This is a genomic window from Mariniflexile sp. HMF6888, from assembly GCF_044335535.1.
Classification (GTDB): domain Bacteria; phylum Bacteroidota; class Bacteroidia; order Flavobacteriales; family Flavobacteriaceae; genus Mariniflexile.
Window position 1 is genome coordinate 479,391 of sequence record NZ_JBIQVZ010000002.1, and the last position, 12,302, is coordinate 491,692.

A 12,302-nucleotide genomic window follows, 5' to 3' on the forward strand; every position below is an offset into this window, starting at 1 on the left:
TTCAATTTTGGTTCATGATTTTAAGTCAATGATTTTATTGATTAACTGAATGTCCAGTAAAATGTATCACTTCCAATTCTAACAACATATAGCCTCAAAGCATCTATATTTAAAATATCAATATCTATTTTTTAATGAGTTTATAGATTTTTGACTTTTCATCTATCATAAAACTAACCAGATATATTCCCTGTCTTAACTGTGAGATGTCGATTTTAACAGAATGGCGACCAGGCTCGAATACACTTGCTTTCTTCAATAAAACAAGTTTGCCTGACACTGAACTTATCTTGTATTCAAAAGAGATAAGCTTGTCTGGTTCCAATTCAACGAAGAATTCATTAATTGCAGGATTTGGGGATATAGAAATAATTTCCGGTACTTGACTAAAAATGTCTAATGCCAATGTAGTATCTGTCAATTTCAAGTAGTCAAGCCCCAGTTTCGCCTGATTAGACAGGGGGTCTCTTCCTATACAAACAAAGCTAAAGCTGTGTTCCCCTGCGGTGAGTGTTACTGCACCTAAATCTACTTCTGAATAAAGGGTTCCGGAGCCTTCTGAATAACAATTTATCTCTCCTCCCTGGTCAACATCATCTATTTTCAACTGATAGATTCCCCGGTTATCCCGGGTAGTAATCATGGCCTTAATATTAAAAGTGCCCGCTTCTGATACATTGATCGAATATGTCGCATAACTTCCTTCAAAGTTTTCAGAAGGTGGGCCTAAAAGACTATACGAACCATTACTTGCATTCACATCCTCAGGATTCTTAATGGTGGAGGCGGCATCCGAACTAACTGTTAATAATTCTGCCTCGTAAACCGTGAATTCTCCTCCAGAGATAATGTCATAACTCCCGGAGATAACAAGACTCTCCCTATTTTCAGAATTATATGCAATCGTTTTAAGGATTGTACTTTCACTAATACTAATAGGGGCAGAATAAATTGTACCGTAGCTTTTACTTGGATTGCTACCATCAGTAGTGTAGCGAATTGTTACTCCCTGACTATCTGAAGAAATCATAACCAGTTGTGTATCCGAATATGTTCCCGGACTTGGGCTAAAAATAGGTTGTGGCAATAAAATTACATAATCGGCGCTGGTAATAGAGCTATTGTCCATGTCGGCTTTATAGGCAATTGCTTTTAAAGTGGTAGTAGCACTAATTGTAACAGGAGAAGAATAAATTATCCCGTTGGTTTTGCTGGGTTCACTGCCATCAATAGTATAGCGGATTGTAGCCCCTTCGGTGCCCGTGGTGATGCCAACAGATTGTGAATCGAAATAATTTCCGGTAGGAACACTAAATACAGGAGTAGCAACTCTTGTTTCATTATTTTTAGGCGCAACGTCCGCGTAACTACCTCCTTCACCCTTCCAAATACGGTAAGCATCGTATAACAATTCTCCAGCCACGCTCTCGTTTCCAGTACCATAATACATTCCAATTTTCTGATATTGTTGGGTAGTCCTTAATCGTCCGCCTCTATCATATCTGTAAACTGTAGGACCAGTAATATCTACTACTTTTTCTTCATTCATCCACACCTCAATAAAGCCAGTTTCATCCAACGCATAATTAAAATGAAGCACAAAATCATACCAAGTACCAACAGAGTAGCCTTTAGTAACACTTTGAGTACCCCACCCTGCACTATCTGACCCCGGGATTACATCCACATTGGAAGCATTTGTTGATGTTCTTATTTCCAAGTTTTTGTCGTCTATGATTTTAATGGTGAAGGAATTGGGACCGGAACCAAATTCGTCCCATTGCATTGGAATTGAATGGTGCTGACAAATGACTCCGTAGCCATAAGTTGGTTGAACTATGCGTAAACTAAAACCGACCCAATATTCGGTTCCCCAGTCAAACTGACCAAAACCGTCATTTATCACCAGTTCACTGCGCTTATCCCCTGCTACGGGCAAAAAACGGATGGATTTGATTCCTTCTCTACTCATGTCAGTAAAGCTATAATTTGCGGGAGCCGGTTTCCATGCATCAATTCCGTCTTCGAAGCCTTCCTCAAAAATGAGTTGTGCCTGAGAAGTATAAAACGACAACAATATGAACAATATATTAATGGAATATAATCGAAAATTGTTTGTTAAACATTTGAAATTTGTTTTTTTCATAACTACTTTTTTTTGTTAACGTTAATTGAAAAAGTCATTTGTGCTTTGATTATTTTTATTCTCCTTATTTGTGATTTTATTACATTATATTTAATAATAAGTGTTTAACCAGTTACTAACAAGACACCAATCATTCTACAATAATCGAATCACCATGTAGTTAAATACTTTCTAATTTTAAATTCGCTATATTTTTCGAAATTAAAAATGTAATATTGATTGATTAGTCCGACTATTTAGTATATAAACCTCATTACTATTATTCAACTTTATAATAGCTTCATTTCAATAATCACTATTTAATTATGAAACTATACTACATCAATTCTATCGCCTTGTTCAATAGTTTACGAATATCCTTCTTCGTTATTAATTGTATCCTCGAACCAGGCATTCTTTAGGTGTGAAATATCTAATCCGTTTTTGGATGTAGAGTTTGTGTTTACTAAATAAAAACCGTCAACAGGTGCTACTTACTTCTGATAAAAAGGTTTGCAATACATTCAATAATCCCGGAGTATGAGCTATATCTCCAATATTAACATCTTGCCAACCAGAAAGAAGCAATATGGTTTTCCCTTTACCTAGTCTATTGAAATGAAATCTGTACTTTCAGGATTAGTAAGGTTAAGAGCAGACAATAGTGTTGGCTTTAAAAGTCCTGATCCTACCATTACTGCTCCAACTACTGGAACAGTTTTCTTTATAAATCTTCTTCTATTCAATTGCATATTATTTTAAGCATTCTGTAAACAGTTATTGTTCACAGAATGCCTTATTGTATATCAAATATTTGTAAAAAAAATTAGTGTGGAACGGTGCATCAGTTCATCAATTAAAAAACTAAACTAGCTATTAACCTTTTTCTATTAAAATTCGCAATTGATTCTTTATCTTAAAATAGAACTATGCACCGACCACTAACTCACTCTTGACCAACTTAATTATTCTCCCCAACCAGGGTTCTGGTCTATATTAGGATTTAGTACAATTTGATTTGAAGGTATTGGATACAAATAATAATAATCCGGAAATGCAGGAGGTGCGCCAAAATAGGATATATAACCCTCAGAAGCTCCATTTTGGATAGGTATTTTATCATTGTAATCACTGGATACTATATACATTCCAAGTTTTTCTTTAGCAGCATAAGCACCCATTTTTTTCCAACGGCGTAAATCATTAAATCTAAAGTTTTCACACATCAGCTCAACAGCTCTTTCCCTTCTTATTTCCCATAAAACAGGATCAACAGTTGGGTCTCTTGACGGGTCAAAACCAGCATCTATATTGGATACGACCATATTTGCTACATGTCCTCTAGCTCTTAATTTGTTAATGGTTACATCGGCTACAGACTGATTAAATTCGCCTAATTCCCATTTTGCTTCGGCATAGTTTAGCAATACTTCTCCCATTCTAAAAATAGGAGCATCCGTACTATGTTGTCTTATATCATTATCTCTATTATAATATTTCCATAGTCTATAGCCTGTTCTGGTAACCATGTTACTATTTCCTTCATTATATTCACTAAAATGGGGAGCAGTATTTAATATGCCTCCTGTAGCCTGTCTTTCTGGCAAAAACTTGTGTGTTTCATCAGATATTGAAGCCATTAAATCTATGTATTCTCTTTCTTGAGGATTGGAAGTGTATTCAAAAGCCTTTGAGTTTCCTGACACTGGATTAACCCTATATGGAGGTGTAACTGTGTAATAAAGTCTATAATCACGATTTCTAAACTCATCATAAGGGTTCATTTCCCCATCAAAAAGAGGACTTGTATATCTACTCTGACCATCTTGCATCAAGTATAAATTCACAGCACTTTTAGTTAAATCCCATCCCACTGTAGCAGTTGGACTTCTAAAATAAAACGTTAAATCATGTTGAAGTACACCAACTTCATATTGCTTATATAATATGATGCCAGGAATACTACTTAAATCTTCAGAATTAAATAATTCATCATAATTAGGATGTATATTTGGATATGAGTCAATAAGTTCTTGTGCTGCATTGGCACTCGCTCTTAAATAAGTATCTTCTCCACCTAAACCATGATATTTACGCCATGTGCCTTCATGCAGACCAAATCGTGATAGTAATACCCGAACAGCATCTTTTCCAATTCTATTTTCAGGAATACCGTTAGTACCTGGCTCTAAAATATGCTCTTCAGCATACAGTAAGTCTTCCAAAACGTGCGCCGCTACCTCATTTCTTGGTGTTCTGCTTGCATATAAAACATCTTCATCTGCATCTGATACAACTTTATCTATCCATGGCACATCTCCAAAAGTTAAAAGCTTCTCATGATAATCAAGTGCTCTGAAAAAATAGCCCACACTTCTCCAATGATTTATTTGAACATCGGTCATACCTGATTTTTCAATATTCTCTAACATTAAATTTACACGTCTTATTGTTGAAAAATTCCATACGCCAGAATTCGTTGGAACCGTAATTCTATCCCATAACCAATCTGAACCTTGTGGGGAAGAATTATCAAGGAGAAGATCTCCATTAAACTCGCTATAAAAAGTTTCTCTATGCTTATCGTAACCGTCAAATAAGCCATAAAAACCTAACGCATATGCTTGTGTACTAGCAAAATTTGCAAAGGCATTTGTTTCTGAAAATGAAAGCTTTGGCTCTGCATCCAATGTATCCTTTATACAACTTGCAAAAAGCAAGGTTGAAAAGACTAAAAACAAACTGAATAGTCTATTAAAATTATTATATTTATTCATAGTATTTTTTTTAAAAAGTTATATTTACACCTGCACTAATGTTCTTTAAATACGGGTAATTACCCTCTTTACCAGTTACCAAATCTAGTTCTGGATCAATTCCATCAGGAAAATGGTCAAAATTTAAGAGATTCTCTCCTGTAACAAACACTCTAAAATTTGAAACCTTAAGACTATTCATTAATTTCTCAGGTAAAGTATAACCAAGTGTAATATTCTTTAATCTTAAATAAGCACCATTCTTTAAATACTTGGTTTGAACAGATCTGTTTGTTTTATAATTACCTTTTCCATTCACATAGTTTCTAGGATAAAAAGCATCTGTGTTCTCTGGTGTCCAATAGTCTAATTGATGCTTGTAAACAGTTGTGAATTGGTGTGGTAAAGGGAAATCTTCTACGCCACCCATCCAAACATCTCTTTTACCAACTCCTTGAAGGAAAACACTAAAATCAAAGTTTTTATAATCGGCTGTTGCAGTAATACCATATTGATATCTTCTAGAATCGTTTCCTATAATACGCAGGTCGCCTGGGTCTTCCAAAGTTTTATTACCTTGCCATATTTGACCATCTCCATCAAGATCTACATATCTAACATCTCCAGGGTTTGGTTTTTCTTTTCTAAATGGTGCTATACCATCTAAAAGTGTTCCTCCTGTAAGATTATCATTTAGTGTACCTGGCTCAAAATCATCCACTGTAAAAAAACCATCAGTGGTATAGCCCCAAATTTCTCCAATAGTTTGATCCACATAATATCGGTTAATAAGCCCTGACTCATTATTGTATTTAGTGATTTTAGTTTGAGAATCAAAAACATTAAAGCCTAAGCTATATTTAAAGTCTCCTATATTATCTCTAAAAGTAACACTCAACTCCCAACCTTTAGTAGAAAGGTCTGCAACATTGCTTAAAGGAGCGCTCCCACCAAGTACTGCTGGCAATTCGGCGCCTGGCGCCAACATATCAAGTGTTTCTCTTTCATACCAATCAAAGGTTGTTTGTAACTTATTATCAAAAAAACCAAGATCCACTCCAAAGTCTAAAGTTCTCACCGTTTCCCAAGTAAAGGAATTACTCACCAAATTTGGAGACTTAATACTTACACCAAGTGCCCCTGTTTGTGTATTGATCCAATTGGTTTCATATGGATTCATTGTTGGTAGATATGGATAATTATTTGAAAATCGATCTTTCTTCTTTTTACTCAAATCTTGATTCCCAATTTCCCCATAAGAAACGCGTAATTTAAAGTTTGAAACAATCGGTTTAAGCGTACTCATAAAATCTTCTTCAGACACTCTCCAACCAGCACTTGCTGATGGGAAATAGCCAAATCGTTTACCTTTTGCAAATCTTGAAGAACCATCATAACGTCCATTCAACTCAAAAAGATATTTATCTTTATACGAATAATTAAAACGAGAGAAAAAACCAACTACGCCGTAATCCGAATAAAAGTCAGAGGCGTTAACAAGACCAATCCCAGTACTTAAACCAGGTAAATCTGGAGAAAGAAGTACTTGTCTATCTGCATCAAACCGTTTTAATTGGTTATATTCTTGATTATACCCCAATAAAAGCTTAAAACTGTGGTCTCCTAAATCCTTACCAAAACTCCCATAAATATTCACAGCACTATAGACTTCTCTTGAATTTGCGGTATAATAACTTGATTTATTAGCGTTATATTCATTATAATCAAATGATTTAGGGTGAATAAATGATGGCGTGTATGAAGGTGTTTCTTTATTATTAATAGAACTTTGATAGGTATACTCTGCGTTTACAGAAAAATCTTCAGTAAAATCATAAGTTAGCTTACCAAACAATCTAACAACTTGATCGTATGCTTTAGATACTGGAGATAAAAGTACTCTATTAGCAGGTGTTCCATAAGGTGCTAATTCCCCGGATTCTAACATACCATAACCTGATGGTATCGCCGAATAAAAGTTAACAGCATCTTTATATAACTGTTTCCATGCCCCACTTACAGGATCCTTTCTCAATGCATTTTTATACAATGAATTCACTGTAAAGTTTAACTTTGACGTTAAGTCAGTTGAAATAAAAGTATTAAGGTTGTACCTCCTATAAGTATCTTTCTTTCCTACCATAATACCATCTTCATCCGTAACGCCAAAAGACACTCTATAAGTGGTTGATTCAGACCCTCCATTTACTGAAATGTTATGCAATTGTTGAAACCCTGCTTGGTCTAAAAAATCACCTATCACATCAGTGCTACGAACGGTATATTTCAAACCGGAATCCTCCGTTATAATCCCATCTGGATATGCTGAAGGATTTGCTTCGTATTGATCAATATATCCTAACCAAGTATCAACATTCTGATTCCCAAAATTGGTATAGCCCCAATCTTGAAGAGCTGTTACAAATTCTCTAGGAGAAGCTTTCTCTAAAATAGTACTAGCCCTATTCCATCCTATAGTACTTGAGTAATTAAATTTAGGCGCTTGATTCTTTTTGCCTTTTTTAGTTGTGATTAATACCACACCAAATGCAGCTCTTGCCCCATAAATTGATGCTGATGATGCATCTTTTAAAACAGATACATTTTCAATGTCCCTAGGATTGACATCATTCAAATCCATAGGAACATTATCTACCAAAACAAGCGGCTCACCACCATTAATGGAAGTAAAACCGCGAATATTAATATCTACATCTTTCCCTGGTTGTCCTGAACCGTAGGTTATTTGAAGACCAGGAACGCTTCCTTGAAGTGCTTTTCCTGCGTCACTAACAGGTCTATCTCCCAAGACCTCATCCATTTTCACAGAGCTAACCGCTCCAGTTAAGTTTACCTTTTTTTGCGTACCATAACCCACAACAACGACCTCGTCCAAACTAGAAGCATTTTCCGATAAAACAACTTCAATGTTGTTTTTACCAGTAACAGAAATTTCTTTGGTAAAATAACCTATATATGAAATAACAAGGACTGCATTTGCATTGGCTACATCCAAAGAGAATTTGCCATCAAAATCCGTTTGGGTGCCATTTGTTGTTCCTTTTTCAAGGATATTGGCTCCTGGCAAGGGTTGCCCGTTTATATCGGCAACAACTCCTGTAATACTATATTTCTGTATTTCTATATCAATGATAGGCTCTTGAATGACTAGCCCTATTTCTTTGATTGGATTTTCTTTGTTTTTTAATACCACTTGTGTATCATCTATCTTATAATCTGTATTAGTATTATAAAACAACATATTTAACACGGTTTCAATTTTGACATCTTCAACCTTGATTGAAATTCTTCGGTTTAAATCAACAAATTTTGTATTGTAAACAAACCTGTACTCGGTAGTTGCCTCTATTCTATCTATAACCTTAGACACGGTTTTATTTTCAATACTTAATGTAACAGACTGCGTGTAGCCATTATTGGCTAGAACGCTGAAAATAGAAGCAAAAACAAAAAGTATTGTGAATTTCATTTTTAAATCAAATTTTAAAAAAGGTATAATCATACCCCTCTTTTTATGAAGTTTTTTCATATTTTTATGATGTTTAATTAGTGAATGACTTAGTTTAGTTAATCACTTTTTTCAATATGCCGGAAGATGTTGGTCCATTTTCCGGTTTTTTATGTCCAATTGAATGGTTAAAAAGTGATGTAAAGTTCGTTGTTTGTTTAGTTTGTATTATTTATTTCATAGGCTTCTGTTGGTTTATGTATTAATTAATATATATGTTATCTCCTTCTATTCTATATTCTAAAAGGAAGCTTTCTTTGAAGTAACCCAAAACATTTTCAATAGGCTCTTCTTTAAAATGAGCGTTAAATATTTCGTTTTTAAGTGCTTCATCAGTAATCATTATTTTTTTATTATAATAGCGTTCTAGTTTTTTCGCAATATTTTCAAAAGACATGTTTCTGAAAAACATCTCTCCATGCATCCAAGACGTATAAATTTGAGTATCTACTTTTTCTGTAGATATAGTTAAATTTTCTTTATCCAACGAGCCCTTGATCCCAGGAACCAACATTATTCTTTCTTGTTCATTAGCAACATTTGTGTACATTGACACAGAACCTTCTACTAAAACAACATCTGCCTCTTTATCTTCTGAATAGGCAGACACATTAAATACAGTTCCGTACACTTTTATATTCAAATTTCCTGCCTTTACAATAAATGGATGATCAGGATCTTTAGCCACATCAAAATTGACCTCTCCATTTACAAAAACTTCTCGGTTCTTACCTTTTATAAAGTTGGTGGGATACCTTAGTGAGGTTCCTGAATTAAGATGAGCAACAGTACCATCTGACATTTTTATTTCATACCTTTTCCCATAAGGGATTGTTAGTGTATTATAAACCAACTCTTCTTCATTCGGGTTATAGTTATACACTAATTGTTGTCCATTTTGCATGCCTATAACATGACCCCATTTGTCAACTATCTGTTTAGAACCATCTTCGTTAAGAATCTCAATTTTCCCATTTTCTAACTGAAGTGTAATGCTATCCTCTGGAATTGTGGTAGTATTGTTTTGAACCAAAAGACCATTTGAATACAAATAGGCCACACCTAAAAATAAAACAGCTACAGCGGCGTACTTGTAAAGAATTGGAACTATTGAATAAGGAGTACTTTTTTGAATTGATTTTTTAGAATGCAATTCTTGTTCAAGTGGCATGTTCAATTTTGATACAATACTATTCCATGTAGCATCCTTATCAAACTTTTTAATAAACTTTAGTCTTCTGGCTTTTTTGTAAATCAACAAATAATCAGAAAATAATTTTCTATTATTAGGATCCTTATTCAACCATTCACTTAATTCATCAAATTCTTTTTTACTAATATCCTTAGATATGTATGCAGAAATCAGGTTTATTATCTTTAGATTATTATCACTCATCATGATTGTGCTATATTAATATTAATATATGCTATATTATCATAATGGAAAAAGACACAAAATGGGTGACAAAAAATATTTTTTTTTAAATAAATAATAACATAATGATTATTCCAACAGTGCTTCGAAGTTGTTTTAGAGCCCTAGAATAATATGTTTTTACAGTATTCACACTAATTCCATATTTTAAGGCAACCTCTTTATATTTAAGATTTTCTAATACAATAGACAATAGAACTTCTTTACTTCTTCTAGGTAAACTTTCAATTTTTTGATGTAACTTTTTCTTTTCTTGTTCAACAAATTCCTTATCTAAATTTTCTTCGACAAGAACACTATCTACCTGATTTTCTATATCTTCAAACCGATATTTTGCTTTTGATTTAATAGCTTGTAAGGCATTGTTTTTAACAGCCTTAAAAAGATAAGGTCCAATAAATTTATCAAATTTCAAATACAGTTTATCATCCCAAAGTTTAACAAATAAATCCTGTACCACATCTTCTGCCATAGCAAAAGAATCACAATATTTTAGAGCATGTGTGCTTAGCGGTAGATAATACAAATCAAATAATTCCTTAAATGCACCAGAATCTCTTTGCTTGAGTCTATTAAGTATTTCGAAATCATTTGTATTCATAATACATAAATTTACATTTTTTAATCATTATAATTGTGATTTTGATAAAAAATATTTAATAAATGGCTTGCTTATTTTATCGTATAGATGTTTTTAAAAGTAATTTCTTACTAAGTAATTTTAATCAATCTTATACTTATCAAACGTCTGGAATATGCGTAGTACAGAATTTTCAGGCAATTCATTATCAAACCGTTACGATGTTTATTAAATGCTTTAAACTTCAAATTTTCTATATCGCCCCGCATTACATATATTTATTGTTGTTCTTTTCGTACTTCGCATCAAAAAGTCTTTCATTTTTAGCATACAGATATATTATAATTCCTCAGATATCTTACATTACTAATTTTCTATTTTTCCAATTTCTCTGTTTTCGTTTCCCTTTTCGATTCCAACATTTAAATCGCCAAGTTCTTTACGTGATTTTTCTACAATTTTCATTAGTTCTTGTACTTTTTCTGGATAGTATTCAATAACATTAAATCGTTCACCTGGGTCTCTCATCATATTATAAAGCTCAGGTTTCTCCACTGCTGTTTTAATCATTTTTCCACTGTGTCCGTCATTGCCTGGTTTTGCATTATACGAAGCATAGGTATGTGGTAAAACCAGCTTCCAATTTCCTTTTCGTACACCATTTAAATTGTTTTTACCATAGTAATAAAGAATGGTTTCTCGTGGTGTAGCTTCAAAATTGCCTTTCCAAAGTGATGTAATATCTACACCATCAATTTTATTGTCAGATAATTTACCATCTGTTATTGCGGCTAATGTTGGTAATATATCAATTGCACACGCTAATTTATTACATACAGTTCCTTCAGGTATATTACCCGGCCAGCGAATAATAAAAGGAACTCGCTGTCCACCTTCCCAGCTCGTAGATTTCCCTTCTCGTAAACCTCCTGAAGATCCTGCGTGGTTTCCAAAATTAAGCCATGGGCCATTATCTGTTGTAAAAATGAAAATTGTATTATCTGTTAACCCATTTTTTTCTAGCGCTTTGCTAATTTCACCAACAGACCAATCAATTTCCATCATGACATCTCCATATAAACCTTTTTCGCTTTTGCCTCTAAATTTATCTGAGACTCCGAGAGGAACATGTCCCATTGTGTGCGGAACATATAAAAAGAATGGATTCTTTGCATTTCTGTTAATAAAATCAACCGCTTTTTCGGTATAAAGCGTTGTTAGTTTATCCTGATCCTTTAAGCTAGTAATTCTTTCTACAATTTCATTTCCCTCTATTAATGGCAATTCCGGATATTTTGCACTTTTCTTATCATCAGACAATCTTTCACCTGTAACATTGCTATGTGGCCACATGTCATTGGAATAGGGTAAACCTACATACTCATCGAAACCTTGTTGCAATGGTAGAAACTCTTTTTTACTCCCTAAATGCCATTTCCCAAAGCAGGCAGTTGCATAAGCTTGTTCTTTAAACATTTCGGCTATAGTGAGTTCTTCTGTATTCATTCCTATCTTATGATTTGGATATAAAGCTCCTGAGAATCCAATTCTATTTGGGTAACAACCTGTTAATAGTCCAGCTCTCGAGGCACTACATACAGGCTGAGCAGCATAGAAATTTGTAAATTTCATTCCTTGGCTTGCCATTTGATCTAGATTGGGTGTTTCGAAACCCGTTGCTCCATAGCATCCTACATCACCATAGCCTTCATCGTCTATCAATATAATTACAACATTGGGTTTTTCGTTGTTTTGCTTTCGTTTTATTTGATTACAGCTAATAAATAGAACAGCAATTAGTAAAATCAATGTGATAGATTTTCTCATTTTTTAAAATTGTTTATTTGTATCTACTTTTCTTTTTATATATGTATAAC

The 12,302-nt window shown here is 33.8% G+C and carries 6 protein-coding genes; all 6 read right to left on the reverse strand.

What is annotated here, in order from left to right; translation table 11 throughout:
• Positions 1-124: 124 nt before the first annotated feature.
• Positions 125-2,146 carry a chitobiase/beta-hexosaminidase C-terminal domain-containing protein gene (locus ACGLWY_RS07335; RefSeq protein WP_396619026.1) on the reverse strand — a complete coding sequence of 674 codons (2,022 nt, stop codon included), beginning with the start codon at positions 2,144-2,146 and terminating at the stop codon, positions 125-127.
• A gap of 944 nt (positions 2,147-3,090) precedes the next feature.
• On the reverse strand, positions 3,091-4,902 hold the full coding sequence (locus ACGLWY_RS07340; RefSeq protein WP_396619027.1) for a RagB/SusD family nutrient uptake outer membrane protein: 1,812 nt from the start codon (positions 4,900-4,902) through the stop codon (positions 3,091-3,093).
• Between the two features lie 10 nt (positions 4,903-4,912).
• On the reverse strand, positions 4,913-8,371 hold the full coding sequence (locus ACGLWY_RS07345; protein WP_396619028.1) for a TonB-dependent receptor: 3,459 nt from the start codon (positions 8,369-8,371) through the stop codon (positions 4,913-4,915).
• 241 nt (positions 8,372-8,612) lie between these two features.
• Positions 8,613-9,809, reverse strand: a complete 1,197-nt coding sequence (locus ACGLWY_RS07350; RefSeq protein ID WP_396619029.1) for a FecR family protein — start codon at positions 9,807-9,809, stop codon at positions 8,613-8,615.
• 82 nt (positions 9,810-9,891) lie between these two features.
• On the reverse strand, positions 9,892-10,446 hold the full coding sequence (locus ACGLWY_RS07355) for an RNA polymerase sigma factor (RefSeq protein ID WP_396619030.1): 555 nt from the start codon (positions 10,444-10,446) through the stop codon (positions 9,892-9,894).
• 345 nt (positions 10,447-10,791) lie between these two features.
• Entirely contained in the window at positions 10,792-12,252 is a 1,461-nt protein-coding gene (locus tag ACGLWY_RS07360; protein WP_396619031.1) for a sulfatase, read from the reverse strand.
• Between the last annotated feature and the right edge of the window lie 50 nt (positions 12,253-12,302).

What these genes read in the sequence shown, in the direction of transcription:
- ACGLWY_RS07355 (WP_396619030.1), bottom strand. Translation starts at nt 10,446, where the DNA reads ATGAATACAAATGATTTCGAAATACTTAATAGACTCAAGCAAAGAGAT.
- ACGLWY_RS07360 (WP_396619031.1), bottom strand. Translation starts at nt 12,252, where the DNA reads ATGAGAAAATCTATCACATTGATTTTACTAATTGCTGTTCTATTTATT.
- ACGLWY_RS07340 (WP_396619027.1), bottom strand. Translation starts at nt 4,902, where the DNA reads ATGAATAAATATAATAATTTTAATAGACTATTCAGTTTGTTTTTAGTC.
- ACGLWY_RS07345 (WP_396619028.1), bottom strand. Translation starts at nt 8,371, where the DNA reads ATGAAATTCACAATACTTTTTGTTTTTGCTTCTATTTTCAGCGTTCTA.
- ACGLWY_RS07335 (WP_396619026.1), bottom strand. Translation starts at nt 2,146, where the DNA reads ATGAAAAAAACAAATTTCAAATGTTTAACAAACAATTTTCGATTATAT.
- ACGLWY_RS07350 (WP_396619029.1), bottom strand. Translation starts at nt 9,809, where the DNA reads ATGATGAGTGATAATAATCTAAAGATAATAAACCTGATTTCTGCATAC.